Genomic DNA, 25,958 nt, shown 5'->3' with positions numbered 1-25,958 from the left:
GTTTACGCAAACGTCCAGCGCGTGACGCCGCGAGTGTTTACGTAAACATCGAGCTGATGCCGGACGCTTCGCTGCTACGGGCACCGTCAGCGAGCAGCCCGCCACCATCTTCACCACGGGACGGTCATGACGATCACCTCACCACCCGCCGCATCGGCGGGTCGCGGATCCCCACCGCGCAGGCGGAGCAGCCGCGGCCTGGTCGGCTGGGGCTTCATCGGGCCGTTCCTGGCCGTGTTCGCCCTGGTCTTCCTCGCGCCGATCGGCTACTCGGTCTATCTCAGCCTGTTCCAGGACCGCCTGATCGGCGGCAATACCTTCGTCGGCCTCGACCACTACCAACAGGCCTTCCAGGACCCCGAGTTCTGGTCCGGTTTCGGGCGGGTGGCGCTGTTCCTGGCCGTCCAGGTCCCCGTCATGCTCGGGATCGCGCTGCTGGCGGCGCTGGCGCTGGACAGCGGGCGGCTGTACGGGAAGAGCTTCTTCCGTATCACCGTCTTCCTCCCCTACGCCGTTCCGGCGGTCGTCGCCACACTGATGTGGGAGTTCCTCTACGGCTCGCGCTTCGGCCTGGTCGGGGACATCAACCGGGCCTTCGGCGTCTCGCTGCCCGACCCGCTGTCGCCAGGCTTGGTGCTCGCAAGCATCGGCAACATCGTGACCTGGGAGTTCGTGGGCTACAACATGCTCATCTTCTACTCGGCGCTGCGCGTCGTCCCGCGCTCCCTCTACGAGGCGGCCGAGATCGACGGTGCCGGGCAGTGGCGGGTCATCACGGCCGTCAAACTCCCCGCCATCCGCGGGGCCCTGGTCATCGCGACCGTCTTCTCGATCATCGGCAGCTTCCAGCTCTTCAACGAGCCCGCCATCCTCAAGGTCCCGGCGCCCAACGCGATCACGACGTTCTACACGCCGAACTACTACACCTACACGCTGTCCTTCTCGGGCCGGCAGCAGAACTACGCCGCCACGGTAGCGATCGTCATGGGCGTCATCACCATGGTCATCGCCTACGCCTTCCAGCTGCGCGGCATGCGAAAGGAGGCGTGACCGATGCCCACCGCAACGGACGCCCCGGCCCGGGCCCGCAAACACTCCACCGACGTTCCACGCATACGCCGGCGGGTCCACTCGGTCGACCGCCCCCGCCGCAGCGTGTCGGTCACCCTCCTCGCCGGCCTGGTGGTGCTCTACACCGTGGTGCCCCTGGCATGGCTGGTGATCAGCGCCACCAAAACCCAGACGGACCTGCTCGGCTCCCCGGGCATCTGGTTCAGCGGCCACTTCGCCCTGTGGGACAACATCCGGCAGACGCTCACCTACGACGACGGCATCTTCGGCCGCTGGCTGCTCAACACCCTGCTCTACGTTGTGCTCGGCGCGGGCGGCGCGACCTTCCTGGCCGTGCTCGGCGGCTACGGGCTGGCGAAGTTCGGCTTCCGGGGCAAGCGGACCGTGTTCGCCCTCGTCATCGGCGCCGTGGCCGTGCCCACGACCGCGCTCGCTGTCCCCACCTTCCTGATGTTCAGCAAGATGGGGCTGACCAACACTCCGTGGGCCGTCATCATCCCCTCGCTGGTCTCCCCGTTCGGGCTCTATCTGATGTGGGTGTTCGCCTCCGAGGCGGTCCCCACCGAATTGCTGGAGGCCGCGCGCGTCGACGGGGCGGGCGAACTGCGCACCTTCTTCCGCATCAGCCTCCCGCTGCTCGCCCCGGGCATCGTCACCGTGCTCCTCTTCACCGTGGTCGCGACCTGGAACAACTACTTCCTCCCGCTGATCATGATCAAGGACCCGAAGTGGTACCCGCTCACGCTCGGACTCAACGCGTGGAACGACCAGGCGGCCACCGCCGGCGGGCAGCCCGTGTTCAACCTGGTGATCACCGGCTCCCTGCTCACCATCCTTCCCCTGATCATGGCGTTCCTCCTGCTCCAGCGGTACTGGCAGTCCGGCCTTGCCGCCGGCAGCGTCAAGGAGTGACTGCCGCCGGCCCCCCACCCACCCCGATATCGGAGGAACTGAGATGAGAACCAAGGCAGTCCGGCACACGCTGCGTGGCCTCGGTCTGGTGTGCGCCGCCGCGCTCGCACTCACTGCCTGCAGCAGCAGCACCACCGGCTCCGGCGACGGCGGCCCGGTGTCCGCTTCGGGCCTCGACACGGCACTCAGCCAGGGCGGCTCGATCACCGTGTGGGCGTGGGAGCCCACCCTCAAGCAGGTCGTCACCGACTTCGAGGCCAAGTACCCCAAGGTGCACGTCAATCTGGTGAACGCGGGTACGGGTGACAAGCAGTACACCGCGCTGCAGAACGCGGTCCAGGCCGGCAACGGCGCCCCCGACGTCGCCCAGATCGAGTACTACGCGCTGGGCCAGTTCGCTCTCGGCAAGTCACTGCAGGACCTGTCCAAGTACGGGGCGCCCGATCTCTCCAAGCAGTACTCGCCCGGCCCCTGGACCTCCGTCAGCATCAACGGCGGGGTGTACGCCCTGCCGATGGACTCCGGCCCGATGGCGCTCTTCTACAACAAGAAGGTCTTCGACAAGTACGACCTCACGGTACCCACCACCTGGGACCAGTACGTCGACGACGCCCGCAAGCTCCACGCGGCCGACCCCAACGCCTACATCACGAACGACACCGGCGACGCCGGCTTCACCACCAGCATGATCTGGCAGGCGGGCGGCCACCCGTACAAGGTGAACGGCACCAAGGTCTCCGTCGACTTCACCGATCCGGGCAGCGCGAAGTTCACCGACACCTGGCAGAAGCTCGTCTCCGAGCACCTCGTGGCACCCGTCAGCTCCTGGAGCGACCAGTGGTACAAGGGCCTTGGTGACGGCTCCATCGCCACCCTCGCCATGGGCGCCTGGATGCCCGCCAACCTCGCCTCCGGCGTGCCCACGGCCTCCGGCGACTGGCGGGTCGCTCCGCTCCCGCAATGGCGGCAGGGCCAGAGCGCCAGTTCGGAGAACGGCGGCAGCTCACTCGCGGTCATGAAATCCAGCGCCCACCAGGACCTGGCTTACGCCTTCCTCAAGTTCGCGAACGCCGGCGACGGCGCGCAGGACCGCATCAAGGGCGGCGCCTTCCCCGCCACCACGGCCGACCTCAACTCGCAGGCCTTCCTCGACACCGCCTTCCCCTACTTCGGCGGCCAGCAGGCCAACAAGATCTTCTCCGACTCCGCCAAGAGCGTCGTGACCGGCTGGCAGTACCTCCCGTACCAGGTCTACGCCAACTCCGTCTTCAATGACACCGTCGGCAAGGCCTACGTCTCCAGTACTCCCCTGGCATCCGGCCTGAAGGCCTGGCAGGACGCCTCCGTCAAGTACGGCACCGGCCAAGGCTTCACCACCGGTCAGTAGCACCTGCCTGCCGTACGCCCGGCGGCACGCGCACACCCACCGGGTCTCGTCCCGCGACCTGCTCGGGTGTCCCCCGTGCCGCCGGCCCGTCACCAGCTCCCCTCCCCCGGCCCCCGGGCCGCCTGACGACATACGGAGTACCAGCACCATGCCCGTCCTGCAGATCGAGGGCGACGAGTTCACTCTCGACGGCGAGCCGTTCCGGATCATCTCCGGCGGCCTGCACTACTTCCGCATCCACCCCGCCCTCTGGGCCGACCGCCTGCGCAAAGCCCGCTTGATGGGCCTCAACACGGTTGAGACCTACGTCCCGTGGAACCTCCACCAGCCACGGCCCGACGCATTCCGCCTCGACGCGGAACTCGACCTTCCGGCCTTCCTCACCCTCGCCGCCGCCGAGGGGCTGCACGTCCTGCTGCGCCCCGGCCCGTACATCTGCGCCGAGTGGGACGGCGGCGGCCTGCCGTCCTGGCTCCTGGCCGACCCCGGCATCCGGCTGCGCAGCCAGGACCCGGCCTACCTCACCGCCGTGGAAGGCTACTTCACCCACCTGATCCCCCCGCTGGTGGACCAGCTGGCCACCCACGGCGGCCCCGTCCTGGCCGTGCAGGTGGAGAACGAGTACGGCGCGTACGACGGCGACACCGCGCATCTCGCCCACCTCGCGGACCTCCTGCGTCACCTGGGCGTCGACGTTCCCCTCTTCACCTGCGACCAGCCCACCGACCTGGAGCGTGGAGCGCTGCCCGGCACGCTCGCCACCGCCAACTTCGGCAGCCACTCCGGGCGGGGCCTCGCCACCCTGCGCGCCCACCAGCCCGTCGGCCCGCTGATGTGCACCGAGTTCTGGAACGGCTGGTTCGACCGCTGGGGCGGCCACCACGTGGTCCGCGATCCCGCCCAGGCCGCACTGGAGTTGGACGACCTGCTGTCGACCGGCGCCTCGGTCAACCTGTACATGTTCCACGGCGGCACGAACTTCGGATTCACCAACGGAGCCAACGACAAGCACACCTACCGGCCCACCATCACCTCGTACGACTACGACGCCCCCCTCGACGAGAGCGGCGACCCCACCGAGAAGTTCGAGGCGTTCCGCAAGGTCATCGCCAAGTACGCCCCCGTGCCCGCCGAGCCGGCACCCGGGTGCGGCACGAAGCTCGCCGTACCCGCAGTCGCGCTCATCGAGAGCGCCCCGCTGTTCGACAACCTGCCCTTCCTGGGCGCACCGGCGCCGTCCGAACAACCACTCACCATGGAACAGCTCGGCCAGGACTTCGGGTTCGTCCTCTACGAGACCGCCCTGCCCACCGAAGGTCCCGCCCTGCTGGAGGTCGAGGAGGTGCGCGACCGGGCCCAGGTCTTCGTCGACGGCCAACCCGTGGGCGTCCTGGAACGCGAGAACCACGAGAGCGCCATCGCACTGACCGTCCCGCGTGAAGGCAGCGTCCTGCGCCTGTTGGTGGAGAACCAGGGCCGGGTCAACTACGGACCGGGCATGCACGACCGCAAGGGACTCCTCGGCAAGGTCCACCTCAACGGCGCCGAACTGACCGGCTGGACCAACCGGCCGCTGCCCCTCACCTCACTCACCGGCCTCGCCTTCACCGGCGGCGCCGAACCCGTCGTCGGCCCGGCCTTCCACCGCGGCAGCTTCGAGGTCGGCACACCGGCCGACAGCTTCGTCCACCTGCCCGGCTGGGCCAAGGGCAACGTGTGGGTCAACGGGTTCCACCTCGGCCGGTTCTGGTCCCGCGGCCCGCAACGCTCGCTCTACGTCCCCGCTCCCGTCCTGCGCCCGGGGGAGAACGAGATCACCGTGCTGGAGCTGCACGCCGCCCACCGCTCCCGCACCGTCGACCTGCGCGAGACCCCCGACCTCGGGCCGACCGAGGAGTAGCCGCCTGGGGGCAAGGACGAGCTCTTTCGCAGTTCGTGGAGGAGTTCGACGTCCACCAGCTCACCCGGGGCAAGCGGGTCTGGTTCCGCCTGGCCCTCGCTCCGGGTGTGCCCGGGCGTTCAGGTGCACCAGAAGAGGAACTGGGTGCAGGTGGCCGTCGGTGCCGGCTTCGGCACCGGTGTCGTTGTCGGCTTCGTCGGCGCTGAGGGCGCAACCGTTCCCGGACGGGTGCTGGTGCCACCCGGAGCGGGCGTGGTCGCCGACGGCCGGGGGGCCGTGGCCGAAGCCGCGGCGCTCGCGGAAGCGACGGCGGTGACGGACGCTGAGGGTGAGGGTGAGTGACTCGGGCGGGCGCCGGCACTGTGCCGCGCCCCCGCCGTCGGCTGCCCGATCACCTGCACGGAGCTGGCACTCGGGCTCGCTCCGTCCGTCGCCCGGGGCAGCCCTGTGTCGGGTGCGGAGGCCGGAACCGCCGTGCCGTCCGAATGGCCTGAGGACATCGCCACGGTGCCCAGCCCACCCCCCGCCACCAGGCCGACCATCGACAGGACCAGCACCCCGCGCCGCCGGCCCGACCCGCGCCGCTTGCCGCGCTGCCGGTCGGCCGACCGGGCCGACAGCGCCGGGGCGCTTGCGGGCGGCTGCTCGGCCGGGTACGGCGGCTCGGCATGCGGCTCGGCATGGGATCGAGCCGGCGGCACGACTGCCACGGGCAGAGCAATTGCGCCGCAACCGGGGCAGGACAGCGCGCCGTTGAGGTGGCGTCGACAAAACTGGCAGTAGCTCATGCGGACTTTCCGTGGGTGCCGCGTCACCGGATCCGGTGACCTCGCGCGGGGCGCTGGGTACCCTCGCCCTCCTCGCCTCCAGGAGCGTAAGCAGGACCTTGACCTGGGCAAAAGGCGTGCTCTGTGATGCTTCTGAAAAGATCACGTGGACCTGCCAAACAGCATCGCGGGCCTGATCCGTCCGTCGAACCGCGCCGGGCCCGTCCAGCTGGGGTCAGCGCTGCAGGGCGAGGGAGCCCGGACTCCACGCCGACCACCGTGCCGTCGGAGTTGACCTGCCGGTCCACCGCCCGCGGCAGTTCCTGTCCACTATTCTCACTGGCACAGACCAAGTCGGACCCGCTCGAAGGCAGCACACGCACCGTGGCAACCGCGCACCAACTCGCCGACAGGCCGCACCGCGACGCGGTCAAGCAGGCCTGGGCGGGCGAGCGCGCCCCCGCCCTGCGAGCCACCCGCAACCGCCTCACCGTCGCCGCCGGCTCCGCACAACTGCGCCTGGGCACGGATCGGCACTGGTACCCCTACCGCAAGGAGTCCGGCACCTGGTGGCCGGCCGGTCCCGCCGACCGCGACCCGGCAGCAGCCCTCGCCACCGCCCTGGACGTGGAACCGTCCTGACGCCCCTCCACGACAAGGCGGTCCCTCACGATGTGCAGCGTAAGGGACCTCAGAACGCACCCCTGATGTTAGCGTTCACACGGCTGCTGTTCATGTGCCTCACGCGGCCCGTACCACCGCTCGTCACGGGTCTGCCACAGACTCCGATCGCCCAGCGTGGCTAGCTCCTCCGCCGCGCGCTTCTGTCATGGTCGACCGGCACGGAGAGACGAACATGGATACGCAACTGAACAGCATGCCCCGACGCGGTTTCCTCAAGAGCGCGACCGGCGCCACGGTCGGCGTGCTCGCCCTCGGTGTTCTGACAGAGCCTCAGCATGCCTACGCGGCAGGCGGACCTCCCGCGTTCGTCGACGCCTACGCGACCAACACCATGGCCGACCTCACCCCGCAGGGCAACGCGGACGTGCGCATCCTCTCGGGGATGGAGAAGCTCTGGAAGACCGGAGCGGCCTGGAACACCGGCTCGCCGCTGATGGCCGACATCCTGCGAGCCAACATGCGCTACTGCGCACAGGTCACCACTCGGCGGACCGACGCGCAGGCCCGTGAGGCCTTCATCTATGACCGGCAGGACCAGAGTTACGCCATGATCGCCGGGCTGGGTCCGCTCGCCGACCTGTACCGAACCGGCGCGAAGGCCGTCACAGGCATCACCTCCGCCCCCGACGGCACTCCGGCCGCCCCCGTCACCGAAACCCTCCCGGCCGACGCGCCGGCCGGCTCCGCGCTCGGCGCCGGGGCCGTCGACTCCGCGCTCGGCCAGGTGGTCACCCTGGTCAACACGCTGCGCGGCCCGCACGCCTCGGGCAACCCCAGCAAGTTCGCCTACGAGTACCCGCGCCCCTGGCGGATGACCGAGCAGAGCACAGTCGTCGACACCGGGACGACGGACGGCTTCGGCTATCCCGTCTACAAGTCCGACGTGGTCGTCGCACCGCAGCTGCTGCGCCAGCGCAGCACCACTCCCGCCAATGACGGCGGATTCCCCAGCGGGCACACCAACGCGTTCCACCTGGCCGCGCTCGCGCTGGCCTACGCCGTCCCCGAGCGGTTCCAGGAGCTGGTGGCGCGGGCCATGGAGCTCAGCCACACCCGGATCGTCGCCGGCATGCACTCGCCCGTCGACGTCATCGGCGGCCGCATCCTGGGGAGCGCGCTGGCCGCCGCCGCCCTGGCCGACCCGGCGAACGCCGCGCTCAAGGCCGCCGCGCGCACCCAGGCAGCTGCGTACTTCCAGTCACAGAGCGGCAGTTCGGCGGATTCGCTGAACGCCTTCGCGCACTCGGCGGGGCCCGACACCGACCGCTACGCCGACCGCGAGGCCAACGCGGACCTCGTCACACCGCGGTTGACCTACGTACTGCCGCGCCGTGGCCGCTCTCTCGACATGACCGTGCCCAAGGGCGCCGAGGTGCTGTTGGAGACCCGGCTGCCGTACCTGGACGCGGCCCAGCGGCGCGAGGTGCTGCGTACCACCGCGCTGCCCTCGGGGTACGTCCTGCTGGACGGCGACGAGCAGTGGGGGCACCTGAACCTGTTCGCGGCGGCCGACGGTTTCGGACGCTTCGACACGGACGTACGGGTCGTCATGAACGCCGCCGACGGCGGCTTCAGCGCGGCCGATGCCTGGCGGGGCGACATCGACGGATGCGGCGGCCTAACCAAGCAGGGCTCCGGCACGCTGACGCTGTCGGGCCGCAACCGCTACACCGGTGGCACCACCGTGGCGGCGGGCACGCTGGTCGCGGCCTCCCGCGAGGCCCTCGGGCGCGGCGACGTCCGGCTGACCGGCGGCACGCTGCGGCTGGACCCGGCCGACGGCAGCGCCCAGTGCCGCGGCGGCTACACGCAGAGTGCCGGCTCCACGCTGGAGGTGGTGCTCCGGCACGGCGGCACACCGGGGCTCGACGTCGCCGGACGCGTGGTGCTCGACCGCGCCAGCGTGCTCGTCCTGCGCCTGGACGGCACCGACCGGCCTCGCCACCTCACCGTGCCGGTCCTCCAAGCCCGTTCCCTGCAAGGCCAGTTCGGCACGGTCACGATCGACGCGGACGGCTACCGGGCCGTCCCCGTCTACACGCACGACGGCGTCTCGGTCCGACTGACCCTGCGCTGATTCCCCCCTCTCGAAGGAGTCCGGCATGTCCCCGTCCGCCAAGAACCGACTACTCCGCGCCGCCCTCCCCGCGCTGTCCGCGCTCGCGCTGACCTTCGCCCTGCCGGCAGCACCGGTGCACGCCGACGACCTCGGCGCGCAGACCCTGGCCGGCGCCACCGCGGTCGGCCTGCACAACACCTACGACGACAAGGCGCAGTACACCTACCTCGCCAACGCGCTCGACAGCGGGGCCTCGCTGATCGAACTGGACGCCTGGGCCAACGTCTTCACCCACAAGTGGAACGTCAGCCACAGCAACCCGCTCGGCAGCAACAACAACTGCGTGCAGGCCGCCGGCCCCGCCGACCTCTACACCGGCAACCGCAACCAGAACCTGGACAGCTGCCTGGACGACATCCGGATCTGGATGCGGGCCCACCCCACACACGGCCCGATCATGGTCAAGCTGGAGATGAAGAACGGCTTCAACTCCTCGATCGGCCTGGACGCCACGGAGCTGGACGGCTACGTCAAGGCGCACCTGGGCGACCTCGTCTACACCCCGGCCGACCTGCTCACCAAGCCGGACGGCAGCCGCTACCCCGACCTGGACACCGCGGCCCGGGCGAACAACTGGGCCACCCGCTCCGCGCTCGCCGGCAAGGTGATCGTCGAGGCCATCCCCGGCACCGTCGAACAGGCCGTCAGCCCCGCCTCCGGCTGGACGGACGCGGTCGAGGCCGCCCACCTCCAGAGCCTGGCGGCGGACGGGAACATCGCCGACGCGCAGATCTTCCCGAGCGTCCTGAACGCGCAGGGCGGCGACCCGCGCAGCCGCTACGCGGACGCCTCACTGCGCCCGTGGTTCGTGGTCTTCGACGGCGACGCCGGGACCTGGGTGGGCGACGGCAACACCGAGTGGTACAACGCCAACCACTACCTCACCGTGGTCACCGACGCCTACGACGTCGCGCCCGCGCTCAGCTCCACGGCGCCGAGCCTCGCCGACGCGCAGGCCCGGATCGCGCTCCTCGCCGCGGACGGCGCGTCGTTCGTCTCGACGGACTGGTCCACCTCACCCGCCGACGCGGTGCTGGGCGAGGTGCTTGAGCGTGGCTGACATCCGAGCGGTGCGGCTGTTGATCGCGGCGGTCCTCGGCCTCTCGCTGCCGGCGTTACCCGCGCACGCCGCCACCGCGCACACCGCGCACACCGCCACCGCGGTCGCGGACCCGGCCGCACTGGTGAACCCCTTCGTCGGCACGGCGTCCAACAGCAACTTCAGCGCGGGCAACACCTTCCCCGGCGCCGACGTCCCGCACGGGATGCTGCAGTGGAGCCCTGACACCTCGTCACGGCCCAACGGCGGCGGCTACAGCTACGGCGACTCCAGCGTCTCCGGCTTCAGCCTCACCCATGTGTCCGGCGTGGGCTGCTCGGCGGCCGGGGACGTGCCGTTCATGCCCGTGAGCGGTGCGATCGGCTCCTCGCCGGACTCGACCACAGCGTCCTTCTCGCACTCGGCCGAGACGGCCTCGCCGGGTCTCTACTCGGTGGCCCTGGACAACGGGATCAGCACCGCGCTGACCACGACCACCCGGGCGGGCATCGCCCGGTTCAGCTACCCGGCCGGTGCGCCGGCCGACCTGATCCTCAAGCTCGATCACAGCCAGAATCCGTATGCCGGGTCGAGTGTGAGCGTCGACGGCAGCAACGAGGTCACCGGCTCGACGACCAGCACCGGCTTCTGCGAGGCCGGAAACCCGTTCACGCTCTACTTCGCGGTCTCCTTCGACCACCCGATCACGGCCAGTGGCAGCTACGCCACCACCTCGGCCGGGCCCGGCGGGGAGTACCTCACCTTCGACGGTGGCAGCACGGTGGAGGCCCGGGTCGGCGTCTCCTACACCTCGGTTGCCGAGGCGCGGGCGAACCGCGACGCCGAGGTCACCGGGAAGACCTTCGACGCCGTGGCGGCGGCAGCCCGCTCGGCGTGGAACAGTCAGCTCGGCCGGATCGCGATCAGTGGCGGCACCGCCACCCAACAGGCCACCTTCTACACGGCGTTGTACCACTCCGCGCTCTTTCCGAGCGTGCTCAGCGACGCGGACGGCTCGTACCGGGGCTACGACGGCGCGGTCCACGCGGTGGGTAGCGGGCACTCGGCGCAGTACACCGACTTCTCCAACTGGGACATCTACCGCTCCCAGGCCCAGCTCACGGCGTTGTTGGACCCTGCCGCTGCCTCGGACATGGCGCAGTCGATCGTCAACGACTACACCCAGGGCGGCACGCTGACCAAGTGGGGGATGGCCACCGGCGAGACCTACATCATGGTGGGAGACTCGGCGGTGCCCGTGCTGGCGGACTACCACGCCTTCGGCGCAACGGGGTTCGACACCGCCACAGCACTGTCGGCCATGGTGCAGGAGCAGACCACCGACACCAACGTCACACCGGGCGTGACCTATCTGGACAGCTTCGGCTACCTGCCGACCAACTCGATCTACGGCTGCTGCCACCAGTACGCCACCACGTCCACCCAACTGGAGTACGACACCGACGACTTCGCACTCTCCACGTTCGCGGCCTCGCTCGGCGACAGCGCGAACGCGACCCGCTTCAGGAACCGGGCGCAGGACTGGGAGAACACCTTCAACACCTCCAGCGGCTACATCCAGCCGCTGCACTCCAACGGGAGGTGGATGGACGGCTTCAATCCCAAGCTGCTCAGCGGCACTTCCAGCAACGACTTCGCCGAGGGCGACGCGTTCACGTACACCCCGATGATCCCCTTCAACATCGCGCGGCTCGCCTCGCTGGAGGGCGGCAACGCGAATCTGGCGAGCTACCTGGACAGCGTGTTGTCCGGGTTCCAGGGGCTCGGCAGCGTGATCGGCACCCAGTCCAACATGGGCAATGAGCCGAGCATCGAACTCCCCTGGGAGTACGACTGGGTGGGGCAGCCGTACAAGACCCAGAGCACGGTCCGGGCGGTCCAGGACCAACTGTGGGCCGACACACCTGGCGGGCTGCCCGGCAACGACGACCTCGGGGAGATGAGCGCCTGGTACGTCTGGTCGGCGCTCGGCCTCTATCCCCAGACGCCCGGCACCGCTGATCTGGCCATCGGCAGCCCGCTGTTCCCGCAGGCGGTCGTCTCGATCGGCAACACCGGCAGGACGCTCACGGTGAACGCACCCGCAGCCTCCGACGGCTCTCCGTACGTCCAGAGCCTCGCCGTCAACGGCAGCGCATGGTCGAAGGCATACCTCCCGGCGGCGGCCACCGCCTCGGGCGCCGTACTGGACTTCACCCTGGACTCGTCACCGAACACCTCCTGGGCCTCGGCCCCGGCGGACGCCCCGCCGTCCTACGACGGCACCCCGAACGGCACCGTACCCGAGCCGACCGGGGCGATCACCGGGACGGCGACCGGCAAGTGCGTCGACGACGACCGCTCCGGCACCTCCAACGGGACGCACATCCAGATCTACACCTGCAACGGCACCGCCGCTCAGACCTGGAAGCTGGTCCCCGACCACACCCTGCAGGTCCTCAACAACTGCATGGACGTCACCGGCGGCACCACGGCTGTCGGAACGGGGGTCCAACTCCACACCTGCAACGGCACCGCCGCACAGCAGTGGACGGCGGACTCCTCGGGTGAGCTGGTCAACCCGGTCTCGGGCCTGTGCCTGACGGACAGCAGCTCGGGAGCCGGTAACGGCACCCAACTGACCATCACCACCTGCACATCCGCCACCGGCCAGCGCTGGACGGTACCGACGACCGCCTGACGACTGTGTCCCCGTGCCCAGCCGGGCACGGGGACACGGTCGACCGGCCTCGACCCCAGTGAAGTGAGGAGTGAACCCCCCTTGGTGGGCACCGCGATTCAGCGGGCGGTAAGAGTCCAGAGGTGGTCGGCGGTGCCGTTGTCGTCCCACTGCAGAACCTGGGCGCCGGAGGCGGTGGTCGCGTTGGTGATGCCGAGGAGCAGGCCGCTGTTGTAGTTGGCGATCTTGTACCGGCCACCGCCGGCGGGGATCAACTGCCACAGATGGTCAGGCGTGCCGTTGTCGCCCCAGATCAGCGCGGTGCCGCCGTCGCTCGTGCTCTCCTGGGTGATGCCCAGCACCTGGCCGCTCTTCTGATTGGCGATCTTGTAGAGGCCGGAACCGGAGGACACCAGGGTCCAGTTCTGGTCGGTGCCGGTGGTCGAGGTGGCCTGGACGACGGCGGCGCCCTGTGCGGTGCCGGCGTTCTGGGTGTCCAGGGCCAGGCCGCTGTTGACGTTGGTGATCTGGTAGCGCCCGGCGAGCGAGGTGGAGCTGCCGCTGGGAGTCACGACCAGGTGGTACCCGTAGGCGGCGTTGCCGGCGACCGGCACGGTGATGGAGCCGTTGCGGACCGGGTAGTCGCTCTCGGAGATGGTGAGCGGCGGCGGGGCGGCGACGGTGCGGCCAAGGGATGGGGTGTACTCCAGCTTGACGTGCACGGTGCTGCCGAAGGCCGCCAGGGAGCCGAGACCGTCGACGGTGACGGCCGAGGAGCCGGAGCCGCCACCGAAGATCACGCTGACCTGGTCGCCCGCGCCGTTGAGCGAGGCAGCGCCGTCGATGCCGGTCTGCGCCGGCGGCGTGGTGGTGAGCATCGTGCCGGACATGTCGCCATACCACTTGTACAGCCAGTAGGCGCTGTTGGGCGAGCCGCCGGTGTCGGCCAGGGTGTCGCCGAGGGTGCCGTAGTGGTTCCAGAAGGCGAGTTCGGCGTCGTGGACCCCGGCTCGCTCGAACTTGGCGATGTAGCCCGCCAGGGGGCCGGGTACGCCGACCTCGCTGGTGGTGCCGTACTCCTCGATGGCGATCGGCCGCGGGCTGATGCCCAGGCTGCCCTCCAGGGACCGGTATGCGGCGACGTCAGCGGCGATGTTCTGGCTCCCCCCGAGCTCGTGCCAGGAGACGATGTCGGGAACGGTGCCGCTGGCCTTGGCGTCGGCGAGGAAGGTGCTCATCCGGCTGTTGTCCCAGTGCGAATAACTCGGGCCCTGGATGGGGGTACTGGCGCCTCTGGCGCGGACCTCCTGGTAGGTCCTGGTCCAACCCGAGTCGAAGGAACCGGCGTTGGCGGTGTCCCAGGTCCAGTCCGGCTCGTTCCACAGCTCGTAGGCACCGATGTTGGTGGCGCCGGAGGACTTGACGGAGGCGACCTGGGTGTCGACGGCTGACAGCCAGTCGCTCCAACTGACCCACCTATAGGGAAAGTTGGGGTACCAATCGGGCATCCGGACGACGACCTTGGCCCCGGCCCTGGCCGCCTCGGGGGCGACGACCAGGGCGTCACCGGCGGGGCCGGGCTCACCGTTGGGCAGCTGGTGGCCGCCGGGGGCCATCTGGACGAAGGTATTGGGGTGCAGCGGTTCGACCAGGCTGTCGGTCGGATTGGTGGCGGTCGCGAGGCCGTAGAGGCCGCCGCCGGCGACATGGGTGACGGGCCGCAGGGCCTGGTCGGCGCTGACAACCAGGGTGGTGGCGGAGGTCGGGGCGGCCTGAGCGGGGGCGCCGCCGAAGGTTCCGGCGACCATCGCCAGGGTCGCGGTGCCGATGGCGGCGACAGAGCGCGGCAGCGGCCGTCGCCGGCGGGGCGTCTTTGGTGTCTGCATGGGGCGAGTTCTCCTGACTGGGTGGGAGACGGGTGGGGAACGGGCGCCAGGTCAGTCCTTGACAGCGCCGGCAGTGACGCCGGCGGCGACGTAACGCTGCGCGAGGACCAGCAGGACGGCGGCCGGGATGGAGGCGACGACGGCGGTGGCCATGATCGAGTTCCACTCCTGGTTGTTGTTCCCGATGTAGCGGTAGATGCCGAGGGTGATCGGCTGGAGGTCGCCGCCGCTGTCGAGGGTGTTGGCGAAGACGAAGTCCGACCAGGCCCAGAGGAAGCTGAACAGCGAGACGGTGACCACCGCGTTGCGGCTGACGGGCAGGACGACGGACCAGAAGGTGCGCCAGGCACCGGCACCGTCGACGGTGGCCGCCGCAGTGAGTTCGTCGGGGATGCCCGACATGAACGCCGTGAAGATCATCACGCCGAACGGGACGGCGAGGGTGGAGTCGGCGATGACCAGTCCCCACCAGGTGTGCATGATGCCGAGGTTGAGGAAGATGCCGTAGAAGCCCATCGCCATGACGATGCCCGGGACCATCTGGGCGATCAGCAGCGAGAGCCCCAGGAATCCGCTGCCCCTGGGGCGCAGCTTGGCCAGGGCGTAGGCGGCGGGTGCGGAGAGCACGAGCGTCACCACGACCGTGCTGACGCCGATGAGGAGGCTGGTGGCGAGGTACGGCAACTGATCGCGCAGGACCGCCTGGTACCCGGTGAAGGTGGGGTGGAGCGGGAAGAGGTCCGGCGGGGACTTGCGCATGTCCTGCTGGGGGGTGAGGGACACGTTGATCATCCAGTACACCGGGAACAGCATGAGCGCGGTGAGGCCGACGCCGATCACGGTCGTGCGAAGGGAACGGCCGGCGCGGGGACGGCCGGCGCGGGGGCGAGTCATGCCTCCTGCCTCCTCTGGATGCGGATGTAGAGCAGGCCGAAGAGCAGGGCGATGAGGATGAGGATGTTCCCGACCGCTGCTCCGGGGCCGAACTGGGGCAGCAGAGTGCCGAATCCGAGTCTGTAGGACCAGGTCGCGAGCGTGGACGACGAGTTTCCCGGACCTCCTCTGGTCATGATCCAGATCAGGTCGAAGACCTTGAGGGTGTAGACGAGACCCAACAGAAGAGTGATGGCGGAGACCGGCCGCAGCAGCGGGAAGGTGATACGGCGGAACTGCTGCCAGGCGCCGGCACCGTCGAGGGATGCCGCCTCGTACAGTTCGGCGGGGACGTTCTGGAGGCCGCTGTAGAGGACGACCAGGTTGAACGGGACGCCGATCCAGATGTTGGCGATGATGACCGAGGTCAGGGCCCAGCGCGGCGAGGTGAGCCAGTCGACGGGGGCGATCCCCACCAGGTTCAGCGTGTGGTTGACGATGCCTGATTCACTGTTGAGCATCCACGCCCAGGTCGACGAGGAGACGATCAGCGGCAGCAGCCAGGGGATGAGGAACAGCGCCCGCAGGATGCCGGCCAGCCGGAAGCGCCGGTTGAAGAACACGGCCAGGGCCAGGCCGATCGTGTACTGGAACGCGAGCGAAGCCACGGTGAAGACCGCGGTGTTGGTCAGCGCGGGCCAGAAGGTCGGGTCGTGCAGGACCTGGGAGAAGTTGGCCCACCCCGAGAACGGGGCGTTGCCGTCGACGAACGAGCGCACGGTGTAGTGGCGCAGGCTCAGATCCAGGTTCCGGTAGAGGGGGTAGAGGTAGAAGGCGGCGAGGTAGGCGACCAGCGGGGCGACGAAGGCCCACGCGGTCAGCTGGGTGCGTCGGCGCCGGCACCGAACGGCGGCCTGCGGGCCGCGGGTTCGGTGGGTCGCCCTGAACGCCGCCGGTGACCGCGGCGGGCGGTCGGTGTGGGCGAGAGTCACGGAAAACTCCTTGCAGCAACTGGCGGCGTCCAGGACGCGCGGTGGTTCCGGGATGAGGCTCCGCGTCAGCCCTGGTGGTTCGCGGCGGCGTTCTGCGCGGCGGCGAGGGCCGCCTGCGGGCCCTGGCTTCCGGACAGGGCGCCCTGCACGGCCGTCCACATCTGCTGCGAGATCACCGGATACTTGACGCCGAGGCCGTTGCTGGTTCGGCCCCGGGCGGCGGCCACGGCGCTGACCCACGGTGTGAGGGCGGAGTCGGCCCGGGTCTGCTGGGCCTGCACGGCCTGGGTGGGGGCGATGTAGGACAGCGCGGTGTCGGTGCCGAGCAGGTTGGCCGCATTGGTCAGACAGGAGACGATCTGCTTGGTGACGGCGTAGCGGGCGGTGTCCTTCTGCACCGGAACGGTGACGAACTCTCCGCCGGTGGGAGCGGGCGCCGGCCCGCCGTCCTTGGCGGGGATGGTGATGACGCCGTAGGGGAAGCCGGCCTTCGCCGCGTTGGCCAGCTGCCAGGTGCCGTTCTCGCCGAAGGCGTACTGGCCGGTGGCGAACTCCTGCCAGCTGGTGGTCTGGGTGTTGCTCAGCACGTCGTTGGGTGCGTAGCCGTCGGCGACCCAGCCCTTCCACAGCGAGAGGGCGTCCACGCCCCCGGAGCCGTTGAGGTGGGTGAGGTCACCGCCGGCGCCCCAGAACCAGGGCAGGAACTGGAAGCTGCCCTCCTCCGTGCCGATCGCGGAGAAGGTGATGCCCTTCTTGCCGGCCGCCTTGACCTTGGCCAGCGCGGCGTTGAGGGAGTCCCAGTTCGTGACGGAGGCGGGGTCGACGCCGGCGGCGTCCAGGACCGACTTGTTGTAGTAGAGGGCCAGCGTGTTCGCACCGATCGGGAGTCCGTAGGCGGCGCCGTCGATGGTGCCCGCGCCGATGATGTTCTGCTGGACGGACGAGGTGTCCACGCCCAGATCGCTCATCTTGGTGAGGATCCCGGCCTCCACCAGCGTGGAGACCACGGGGTTGTCCACCAGCATGACGTCGGGCGAATCGCCCTGCTGAGCGGCGAGCAGGGCCTTGTTGCCGAGGTCGGTGGTGTCCAGGGCGGTGCGCTTGACGGTGACACCGGCCGGGGTGCCGCACGAGGCGACGCGCTTGCCCCAGTCGGAGGAGGCGTCGAACTGCGGATACGGGTCCCAGAAGGTGAAGGTGCCCTGGTCGGAGGATCCCTGGGCGGTGGAGCCGCTGGAACAAGCGGTCGCGGAGGCGAGCGCGGTGGCGGTGAGGAGGACGGTTGCGATCGCGGTGCGCCGGGTCTGTCTCATGGGAATGACCTCGTTCGGGGGTGGGGACGCTGCGGTGGGGACGGTGCCGAGAGGTGCGGATGCCTCGGAGGCGGGGGGGTGCGTCCTGAGCGGGGATTCAGTCGGTGGGAAGCCAGACGCGCATGCCGCCGTCCTCGCGGTTGGCCCAGGCGTAGTACGGGACCGCGGTGAGCTCCACCGGCTCGCCCCTGCCGACGGCTGACGCGGGGTCGCCGTCCGCCGCGTCCGCCCGGTCCTGGTAGGGCCACCAGCCGGACGGGACGGGCCGGCGCCGGTAGCCGGCGCCGAGCACCGTGACGACACCGCCGAGCAGGTCGGGACGGTCCTTGGCGGACAGCGGGCGGCTGGTGTCGAGGACGACGTCGTCCAGGCCGCCGCCCGGGTGGTCCACCTGCTCGACGCAGTAGACCAGCGGGCCGCGTTCGATCGCGACGCAGCCGCGGACGGCGTCCACCCGCGGGTCGGCCTCGACCAGGCGCACTGGCAGGTCCAGCTCCAGCACGAGGGTGTCCCCGGCGGTCCAGACGCGCTCCACCCGCAGCCAGCCGTCCTGCGCGTCCACCTCGTCCGGGGTGCGGGCGGGAACGCCGTCGACGCTGAGCGTGTAGTCGCGGCACCACTGCGGTACGCGCAGAGACAGTGTCCAGGGCACATCCGGACTCTCCTGGACTGTCACCGTGATGCGGCCCTGCCACGGATAGTCCGTGTTAACGCTCACAACAATGGGCAGCCCTCGACCCGTCTCCCCTCGGTAGCGTCCCGAGAGGTACTGGTGCAAGTGAAGGCCGGACCCGTCGGACGCGGACACGTAGTGCTCCAGGCTGGCCAGGAGCCGCATGACGTTCGGCGGGCAGCAGGCGCAGCGGAACCAGCGGGTACGGCGGGTGGACTGGTCGCCTCCCGTGTCGGTGTGGCCGTCGCGCACCTGCAGCGGATTGACGTACAGCCAGCGCTCCCCGTCGAGCGACATGCCCGCCAGGAAGCCGTTGAAGAGGGTCCGTTCGATCAGGTCACCGTAGCGGGCCTGCCCCGTCAACAAGGCCATGCGCCAACTGAATTGGATGGAGGCGATGGCGGCACAGGTCTCGCAGTAGGCCCGTTCGTTGGGCATCTCGTAGGGATCGCCGAAGTCCTCCTCGTCGTGGTGGGCGCCGACGCCGCCGGTCAGGTAGGTCTTGGTGGCGACCATGGCGTGCCACAACCTGGCTGCGGCGGAGCCCAGTTCGTCGTCTCCCGTCTCGGCGGCCAGGTCTGCGGCCGCTGCCAGCAGGTAGAGCTGGCGGACGGCGTGGCCCTCCACGTTGTCCGCCCGGCGCAGCGGAACCCGGTCCTGGCAGTACGCCTCTCCCCCGAGCCGTCCGTGACCGAAGCGGTCCACGAAGTACCCGGCCAGGTCCAGGTAGCGCCGCTCACCGGTCTCCCGGTACAGCTCGACGAGCGCGGTCTCCACCTCGGGGTGGCCGTCGATGCCGTCGACGGGCTTCCCGCTGTCCGGGGTGCCGAACGTGGCGTCGATGTGGTCGGCGAACCGGCGGGCCACCCGCAGCAGGCTGTCGTCGCCGGTGGCTCGGTGACGGGCGACGGCCGCCTGGATCAAGTGACCGGCACAGTACAGCTCATGACCCCAGCGCAGGTCCACATACGGACCCTTGCCCCTCCCTGACTGGAACCAGCTGTTGAGGTAGCCGTCCGACTGCTGGGCGTCCGCCACCAAGGCGATGATCTTCTCCACGTGCTCGGCCAGGGATGCCTCCGCGGCGGCATCGCGCTCGCCGTCAGGGGCCTGGGCGAGCTGCCAGGAGGCGGCCTCCAGCCACTTGTAGACGTCGGAGTCCATGAAGGGGTAGTCGCCACGGAACGGGCCGTCGGCGGCGCCGGCCGCCAGCCGCAGGTCGTGAAGATTGCCGGCCGACTCCAGCAGGCCGGGGCCCTGGGGGATGGACACGCGGGCGATCGTCCGGCGCCGGTCGTACCAGAAGCCCCCGCTCACGACCGGATCGACGGTCGGCCGCTGCGCGGTCCGGGCCCGGGCACCGAGCCGGACCGGACCGGGCGTGGAGGGGGTGGCGGGGGTGGAGGTGCTGCGGGACATGATCCTCCCAGGATCAACGCCGGGTGGGCACGGGGGCGGACAACGCAGACGGGGAACAGCTACGTCGGCATCTGCGCAAACCTTTTCCAGCCGGAAACGTAGGCGCAACCAACCAGGGCGTCAAGAGTGCTGACATCGAAGCATTTTGGCGTGCAACAAGGCGCTATTACCTCGCTGTTGTGGCACCATGGGGCCTGCCGTCGAAGCTGAGCAAAGGGTTTCCCCGTGTCCGAGAACGTCCGCCCGGCCGTCGTGGCGAGAGCCAGGCTCACAGACGTCGCCGCCCTGGCCGGGGTGAGCGTCGGTACGGCGTCGAAGGCGCTCAGCGGCAGCGGCCGGATGCGCCCGGAGACGCGGCAGCGGGTGATGGCCGCGGTTCAGGCACTGGACTTCCGTCCGAATCAACAGGCGCAGAGCCTGCACAGCGGACGCAGTTGGACCGTGGGCCTGATGACCACGGACGGCATCGGTCGATTCAGCACGCCGGTCCTGCTCGGCGCGGAGGACGCACTCGGAGCGGGCCGGATATCCGTACTCCTGTGCGACACCCGGGGGGACGCGATCCGGGAGCAGCATCACCTGCGGAACCTGATGGACCGCCGGGTGGACGGCATCATCGTCACGGGTCGCCGCACCGACCCGAGGCCCCCGCTGGAAGACGTGCAGGACGTACCGGTGGTCTACGCCCTTTCCCCGTCCACCGGCCCCCGCGACATCTCGGTGATCAGCGACGAGAAGGGCGGCTGCCGCCTGGCGGTCGAACACCTGCTGGGCGGCGGGCGCACCCGCATCGCGCACGTCACCGGACCGGCCCACCACGCCGCGGCACAGGACCGCGCCCGCCACACCGAGTCACTGCTGAGCGAATCGTCCCTCCCCCTGTCGACCGGCCGGGTGCACTACGGCGACTGGAGCGAGGCATGGGGGCGCCGGGCCACCGACTCGGTGCTGCGTTCCGACCCGGACACCGACGCCTTCTTCTGCGGCAACGACCAGATCGCCCGAGGCGTCACGGACGCTCTGCGCGAGCGCGGAGTCCGCGTACCGGAGGACGTCGCCGTGATCGGCTACGACAACTGGGACACCATGGCACTCGCCAGCCGCCCACCGCTGACCACGGTCGATGTCGACCTGGTCGAAATCGGCCGTATCGCGGCCCTGCGGCTGCTGGAAGCAATCGACGCCCGGCCGGACCCCGGCACCCACACGGTGCCGTGCCGCCTGATGGTCCGGGAATCGGCCTGACCCCGCGCAGAGCTTAGCTGCCGCTCATATTCCGTGCCCGGTAGCATAGTTCGGGTCGCCCGACCTGCCCGTAGCGTGGTTCGCGGACGGCCAGGCCGGTGTCCACCAGGTGTTCCAGGTAGCGTCTCGCGGTGATCCGCGAGACACCCGCCCGCACGCCGGCGGCGGCAGCCGACAGGCTGCCGTCCGCGTGCTGCAACACCGTGGCGACGGCCTCCAGGGTGGGTGCGCTGAGGCCCTTCGGAAGGGTGCTGCGCTCGGAGGTCCGCAGCACGGCGAAGGCCTGGTCCACCTCGTCCTGCCCGGTGGCCTCACCCGTCCGGGCCAGCGACGCGCGGTAGCGGGCGTAGCGGTCCAGGCGCTCGTGCAGGGTGGCGGCCGCGAACGGCTTGAGCAGGTACTGCACCACGCCCGCCGAGACCGCCTGGCGGACCGTCGTCAGCTCGCGCGCCGAGGTGACGGCGATGATGTCGGTGCCGTGCCCGGCGGCCCGCAGGGTGCGGCAGAGTTGGAGGCCGTGGCCGTCAGGCAGGTGGAGATCGAGCAGCGTGAGGTCCACCGGGCGGCCCGCGGCCCGGGCGTTCTCCAGGAAGCGCAGCGCCTGGGTGGCCGAGTGCGCTGTGCCGACGGTCCGGAAGCCGGGCGCGCGGCTGACGTGCAGCGCGTGCGCCTCGGCCGCCACCGGGTCGTCCTCGACCACCAGCACGTCGATCGTCGCGGCCCGGGTCACTGCACGGCCGCCGACCGCTGGAGGGGGAGCCGGACCGTCAGTACGGCGCCCCGCTCGCGTCCGACCTCCACGGCGCCGCCGTTGCGGCGGGCCGCCTGGGCGACCAGGGCGAGGCCGAGACCGTGCCCGCGCTCCTCCTTGGTGGACCAGCCGCGCCGGAACACCTCGTCGACCTCGCCCGGCTCGATTCCGGCTCCGGTGTCGGCGACCCTCAGCAGCAGTCGGCCTGCGTCGATCCGCGCGGTCACCACCACCTCGGGGGGTCCCGGGTGCGCGGCGGAGTTGGCGATCGCGGCGTCCACGGCGTTGTCGATCAGGTTGCCGAGTATCGTCAACAGGTCGCGGGCGGGCAGCTCGGGAGGCAGTACACCGTCGTCGATGCGACTGTCCTCGGTGAGCGTCAACTCCACTCCGCGCTCTGCCGCTTCGGCGGTCTTGCCGAGCAACAGCGCGGCCAGCACCGGTTCGCTGACAGCGCTCACCACTCGGTCGGTGAGGCGTTGGGCAAGTTCGAGTTCGGAGGTGGCCAACTGCACGGCCTCACCGTACCGCCCGAGTTCCACCAGCACGACCACGGCGTGCAGCCGGTTCGCGGCCTCGTGGGCCTGCGCGCCGAGCGCCTCGGAGAAGCCCCGGACTGAGTCCAACTCGCCGTTCAGCAACTGGAGTTCGGTGTGGTCGCGCAGAGTGACAACGGTACCGAGGGTGGGGCCCGGGCCGATCGCCGAGGTGTTCAGCACCACCACCCGGTCCGCCGTGAGGTGCAGCTCGTCGTGGGCCGGATCGGCGCCCAGCACCGACCGGGTCAGCGCTTCGGGCAGCGCGAGTTCAGCGAACTTCCTTCCCTCCGCAGGGCCTTCGAGGTCGAGCAGTTCGCGGGCCGCATCGTTGCAGAGCACCACCGTGCCCGCGCGGTCGAGCAGGATCAGGCCCTCCCGGACCGAGTGCAGCGTCGCCTGGTGGTAGTCGTAGAGGTGGCTCAGCTCGTCTGCGCCCATGCCGTGGGTGTGTCGGCGCAGCCGCGCGTTGGCCAGGTAGGTACCGAGGCCGCCGACCGCGAGCGCGGCCAGCGCGACCCCGGCCAGTACGAGCAGCGGGCCGTTCAGTTGCCGGCTGATCGACTGCACTCTGATGCCGACACTGACCAGGGCGATGACCCGCCCCCGGTCGTCCTGGACCGGGACGACCACCCGCACCGACGGGCCGAGGGTGCCGGTGTAGGTCTCCCTGACGGTCCCGCCCGCCAACGCCTGCTCGATATGGCCGAGGAAGGGCCGGCCGATCTGCGTCGGGTCGGGATGGGTCCAGCGCACGCCGTGCGTGTTCATCACCGTGACGAAGGCGACGCCCGCGTCCGCGCACACCCGCTGCGCGTAGGGCTGGAGCACCTCGGTGGGGTCCGGCTCCGTGGCCGCCTGCCGGACGGTGGGGGAATCCGCGACCGCGTGGGCGGTGGCGGAGACCTGGCCGAAGGCTGCGTCACGGGCACGCGCGGCGACCGTCAGATACGCCAGGATCACGCTGCCGGCGACGACGACGGCGACGATCACGATCTGGACGGCGAACAGCTGCCCGGCCAGGCTGCGCGGCAGCCGGCCCGGTGGCGAGGGTGGGCGGATGGGCATGTCGGACAGTGTGCCTCTGCGGTGAACTCAGCCGTGAACTCTATGAACGCAAACGTGACGCCCGTCACCTCCAGCGCCGATAGTCGGAGCGGCCCGCCCCCACGGGCAGCGGGAATGCAGGCAAAGGAGCCGACGCATGACGATCACAGCAGCAACCGACCGGACGAAGAGACCGGCCGACCGCACCCACTACCTCTATCTCACCGTTCTGGCTGCGGTCCTGGCCGGCATCGTGCTCGGCCTGGCGGCGCCGTCGTTCGCCGTCCAGCTCAAGCCGATCGGGACGGGCTTCGTCAACCTGATCAAGATGATGATCAGCCCGGTGATCTTCTGCACCATCGTGCTGGGCGTCGGTTCGGTGAGCAAGGCCGCCAAGGTCGGCCGGGTGGGCGGCCTGGCACTCGGCTACTTCCTGGTGATGTCCACCGTCGCACTCGGCCTCGGCCTGGTGGTCGGCAACATGCTGGAGCCGGGCTCGGGCCTGCACCTGACCCAGGCGCTCGCCAAGGCCGGACACGCCCAGGCGGTGGGCGGCCAGCAGAGCACCACCGACTTCCTGCTCGGCATCATCCCGACCAGCCTGCTCTCCGCACTCACCCAGGGCCAGGTACTGCAGACCCTGCTGGTCGCGCTGCTCTGCGGGTTCGCACTCCAGGCGATGGGCAGCGCCGGTGCGCCGGTGCTGCGCGGCGTGGAGCGCCTGCAGCGGCTGGTCTTCCGCGTCATGTCGATGATCATGTGGGTGGCCCCGATCGGTGCCCTCGGCGCGATGGCGGCGGTGGTCGGCGCGACCGGCACGGCAGCGCTCAAGAGCCTGGCCGTCATCATGGTCGGCTTCTACCTGACCTGCGCGATCTTCGTCATCGTGGTGCTCGGCCTGCTGCTGCGACTGGTCACCGGCGTCAACGTCCTCGCGCTGCTGCGCTACCTTGCCCGCGAGCTGCTGCTGATCCTCTCCACCTCCTCCTCCGAGAGCGCGCTGCCGAGGCTGATCGCGAAGATGGAGCACCTCGGCGTCAGCCGTCCGGTGGTAGGCATCACCGTGCCGACCGGCTACAGCTTCAACCTGGACGGCACCGCCATCTACCTGACGATGTCCTCGATCTTCATCTCGCAGGCGATGGACCGGCCGCTCTCGCTCGGCCAGCAGTTCTCGCTGCTGGTCTTCATGGTGATCGCCAGCAAGGGCGCCGCCGGCGTCACCGGCGCGGGCCTCGCCACCCTGGCCGGCGGCCTCCAGTCACACCGGCCCGAACTCGTGGACGGCGTCGGCCTGATCGTCGGCATCGACCGCTTCATGTCCGAGGCCCGCGCGCTGACCAACTTCGCCGGAAACGCGGTGGCCACCGTCCTGATCGGTCACTGGACCAAGGAGATCGACCACGCCCGGGTGAGCGAGGTGCTCGCCGGCCGGATCCCCTTCGACGAGACCGTCCTCGCCGACCCCACCGACCACCGGCCTGCCGTCCCCGAGCAGCCCCAAGCACCGAGCACGGAGACCGCGGTGGCCTGAGAGCGGGCGGGAGCCGATCGCCTGGGCGAGCTGCGGGCCGATGGTGCTCTCGCTCAGGAGAGCGGTCACGCCGCGGTCGGTGATCGACAGCGCTGAGCACTCCAGCGGTAGATCGTGATCTTGACGACCGGACGGCTTGCCGGCGGTGGTAGCTCGTCGCGAATCAGCTGTAGGTAGGACCAGGGCCGAGGGCGGGGTCAACCGGACGGGCAGCAGTCTGGGGATCGGGCGGACGGTCAGTCCATGTCGGATCCGGTCTTCCAGGCGAGGCGGAGCTGCTCTGCGGCATCGGCGGCTTGCCGAAGGCCCGCCTGGTAGGCCGGTTCCCAGACCGTGCGGTCGTTGAGGTCCGAGCCGAATGCGCGTACAGATGCCGGATCGGGCTCGATGGTCACCACTGTGTGCGCCGCGGCGACCGCCAGCTCCTGGTGGAGCAACTCGCGGGGAAACAGGTGCGCCTGCGGGTCGATCGCGACGAGCGTGCGGGCTCCGGCCGCGAGTGCGGCGTTGGTTGCCGACCGCAGGGAGCCGTCCATGTATCGGCGGCCGTTGATGGTGATCGGTGGGTAGATGCCCGGGAAGGCCGCGCTTGCCGCGACGGCGGAGGGCAGGGGTGCGCCACTCGCGCGGTCGAAGACCTCCTGCGCGCCGGTCTCGGCGTCCATCGCGGTGATGAGCAGCTTCCGATCCGGCCATTGGTCTGCGCCGGCCATGGCGCGCATCCGGGTGACATGTGCCTGCTCGGGGCCGGTTTCGGCGGCGAGCGCGATCTGGCCCACTCGGCGCCAGGCCTCGGCTGGGTTCGAGGCGGCATTGCCGAGCACGGCGAACGCTTCGCCCAACCGGCGCCCGTCCACCTGGGGCGGGGTGCTGTTGGTGTCGGCGGGGCGTACTGGGGTGGCGAGTCGGCCCGGGTCCTGGCCGGTGGCCAGCAGTGCGGCGAGGATCGCGCCGGCCGAGGTGCCGACGAACAGGTCGGCCTCGCCGAGGTCCACCCCGGCGCGGTGCAGTCCGCAGGCCAGTCCGGCCATCCAGGCTGTGCCGACGAGACCTCCGGCGCCCAGGACGAGCGCCCGGTCGAGTGCGTGCATGACTGTCTCCTCTCGTTATTGAAACAGTCGTACCATATA

General features: G+C 70.1%; 19 protein-coding genes and 1 pseudogene. 11 read left to right on the top strand and 9 right to left on the bottom strand.

Annotated features, from left to right (window positions below; genetic code table 11):
• Positions 1-126 precede the first annotated feature (126 nt).
• The 5 genes from BS80_RS29220 to BS80_RS29200 all read left to right on the top strand — a co-directional run bounded on the left by BS80_RS29220 (position 127) and on the right by BS80_RS29200 (position 5,612).
• A complete protein-coding gene (locus BS80_RS29220) occupies positions 127-1,050 on the top strand; it encodes a carbohydrate ABC transporter permease (protein WP_035803686.1) in 924 nt (307 codons plus the stop codon).
• A gap of 3 nt (positions 1,051-1,053) precedes the next feature.
• Positions 1,054-1,983, top strand: a complete 930-nt coding sequence (locus BS80_RS29215) for a carbohydrate ABC transporter permease (protein ID WP_035803684.1) — start codon at positions 1,054-1,056, stop codon at positions 1,981-1,983.
• A 43-nt stretch (positions 1,984-2,026) separates the two neighbouring features.
• Complete coding sequence (locus BS80_RS29210) at positions 2,027-3,370, top strand: ABC transporter substrate-binding protein (protein ID WP_035803682.1); 1,344 nt, start codon at positions 2,027-2,029, stop codon at positions 3,368-3,370.
• Positions 3,371-3,518: 148 nt separating this feature from the next.
• Positions 3,519-5,270, top strand: coding sequence for a glycoside hydrolase family 35 protein (locus BS80_RS29205; RefSeq protein ID WP_035803679.1), 1,752 nt, complete (start codon positions 3,519-3,521; stop codon positions 5,268-5,270).
• A 144-nt stretch (positions 5,271-5,414) separates the two neighbouring features.
• Entirely contained in the window at positions 5,415-5,612 is a 198-nt protein-coding gene (locus tag BS80_RS29200) for a hypothetical protein (protein WP_035803678.1), read from the top strand.
• A 119-nt stretch (positions 5,613-5,731) separates the two neighbouring features.
• Here the strand turns inward: BS80_RS29200 and BS80_RS44285 are convergent.
• Positions 5,732-6,058, bottom strand: a pseudogene (locus tag BS80_RS44285) (SCO2400 family protein); the annotation flags it as partial.
• Positions 6,059-6,421: 363 nt separating this feature from the next.
• Here BS80_RS44285 and BS80_RS29195 point away from each other — a divergent pair.
• The 4 genes from BS80_RS29195 (at position 6,422) to BS80_RS29180 (ending at position 12,580) form a co-directional block, all read left to right on the top strand.
• Positions 6,422-6,679 carry a hypothetical protein gene (locus BS80_RS29195; RefSeq protein WP_157536663.1) on the top strand — a complete coding sequence of 86 codons (258 nt, stop codon included), beginning with the start codon at positions 6,422-6,424 and terminating at the stop codon, positions 6,677-6,679.
• 214 nt (positions 6,680-6,893) lie between these two features.
• Complete coding sequence (locus BS80_RS29190; RefSeq protein ID WP_035803674.1) at positions 6,894-8,798, top strand: phosphatase PAP2 family protein; 1,905 nt, start codon at positions 6,894-6,896, stop codon at positions 8,796-8,798.
• Positions 8,799-8,823: 25 nt separating this feature from the next.
• Positions 8,824-9,900, top strand: coding sequence for a PI-PLC domain-containing protein (locus tag BS80_RS29185; RefSeq protein ID WP_035803672.1), 1,077 nt, complete (start codon positions 8,824-8,826; stop codon positions 9,898-9,900).
• Entirely contained in the window at positions 9,893-12,580 is a 2,688-nt protein-coding gene (locus BS80_RS29180) for a lectin (protein WP_083975506.1), read from the top strand. Before BS80_RS29185 ends, BS80_RS29180 begins: the two co-directional genes overlap by 8 nt.
• 98 nt (positions 12,581-12,678) lie before the next feature.
• Here the strand turns inward: BS80_RS29180 and BS80_RS29175 are convergent, their stop codons facing one another.
• The 5 genes from BS80_RS29175 to BS80_RS29155 all read right to left on the bottom strand — a co-directional run bounded on the left by BS80_RS29175 (position 12,679) and on the right by BS80_RS29155 (position 19,715).
• Positions 12,679-14,445, bottom strand: coding sequence for an RICIN domain-containing protein (locus BS80_RS29175; RefSeq protein ID WP_035803670.1), 1,767 nt, complete (start codon positions 14,443-14,445; stop codon positions 12,679-12,681).
• Positions 14,446-14,496: 51 nt separating this feature from the next.
• Positions 14,497-15,339 (bottom strand): carbohydrate ABC transporter permease, encoded by an 843-nt coding sequence (locus BS80_RS29170; RefSeq protein ID WP_051967341.1) that lies wholly within the window; start codon positions 15,337-15,339, stop codon positions 14,497-14,499.
• Positions 15,336-16,310 (bottom strand): carbohydrate ABC transporter permease, encoded by a 975-nt coding sequence (locus BS80_RS29165; protein WP_035803668.1) that lies wholly within the window; start codon positions 16,308-16,310, stop codon positions 15,336-15,338. Before BS80_RS29165 ends, BS80_RS29170 begins: the two co-directional genes overlap by 4 nt.
• 65 nt (positions 16,311-16,375) lie before the next feature.
• Positions 16,376-17,623, bottom strand: a complete 1,248-nt coding sequence (locus tag BS80_RS29160) for a sugar ABC transporter substrate-binding protein (RefSeq protein ID WP_035803666.1) — start codon at positions 17,621-17,623, stop codon at positions 16,376-16,378.
• 97 nt (positions 17,624-17,720) lie between these two features.
• A complete protein-coding gene (locus BS80_RS29155) occupies positions 17,721-19,715 on the bottom strand; it encodes a glycoside hydrolase family 127 protein (protein ID WP_035803664.1) in 1,995 nt (664 codons plus the stop codon).
• 225 nt (positions 19,716-19,940) lie between these two features.
• Between BS80_RS29155 and BS80_RS29150 the strand changes: the two genes are divergently transcribed.
• Positions 19,941-20,960 (top strand): LacI family DNA-binding transcriptional regulator, encoded by a 1,020-nt coding sequence (locus tag BS80_RS29150; protein WP_083975504.1) that lies wholly within the window; start codon positions 19,941-19,943, stop codon positions 20,958-20,960.
• 13 nt (positions 20,961-20,973) lie between these two features.
• On the opposite strand, the gene BS80_RS29145 is transcribed toward BS80_RS29150, so the two are convergent.
• Together BS80_RS29145 and BS80_RS29140 are read right to left on the bottom strand one after the other, a co-directional pair.
• The gene (locus BS80_RS29145; protein WP_035803662.1) at positions 20,974-21,690 is read right to left on the bottom strand and encodes a response regulator; all 717 of its coding nucleotides are present in this window, start codon (positions 21,688-21,690) and stop codon (positions 20,974-20,976) included.
• A complete protein-coding gene (locus tag BS80_RS29140; protein ID WP_035803660.1) occupies positions 21,687-23,315 on the bottom strand; it encodes a sensor histidine kinase in 1,629 nt (542 codons plus the stop codon). Before BS80_RS29140 ends, BS80_RS29145 begins: the two co-directional genes overlap by 4 nt.
• Before the next feature lie 136 nt (positions 23,316-23,451).
• Between BS80_RS29140 and BS80_RS29135 the strand changes: the two genes are divergently transcribed.
• Entirely contained in the window at positions 23,452-24,828 is a 1,377-nt protein-coding gene (locus tag BS80_RS29135; protein ID WP_063772099.1) for a cation:dicarboxylate symporter family transporter, read from the top strand.
• Between the two features lie 236 nt (positions 24,829-25,064).
• Here BS80_RS29135 and BS80_RS29130 read toward each other — a convergent pair whose 3' ends face one another.
• A complete protein-coding gene (locus BS80_RS29130; RefSeq protein WP_035803658.1) occupies positions 25,065-25,919 on the bottom strand; it encodes a patatin-like phospholipase family protein in 855 nt (284 codons plus the stop codon).
• Positions 25,920-25,958: the final 39 nt, after the last annotated feature.

Source organism: Kitasatospora mediocidica KCTC 9733, from assembly GCF_000744225.1.
In the GTDB taxonomy this organism is placed as follows: domain Bacteria; phylum Actinomycetota; class Actinomycetes; order Streptomycetales; family Streptomycetaceae; genus Kitasatospora; species Kitasatospora mediocidica.
Note: the sequence above shows the minus strand (reverse complement) of the source record. Positions and strands in the feature narration are given on the sequence as shown.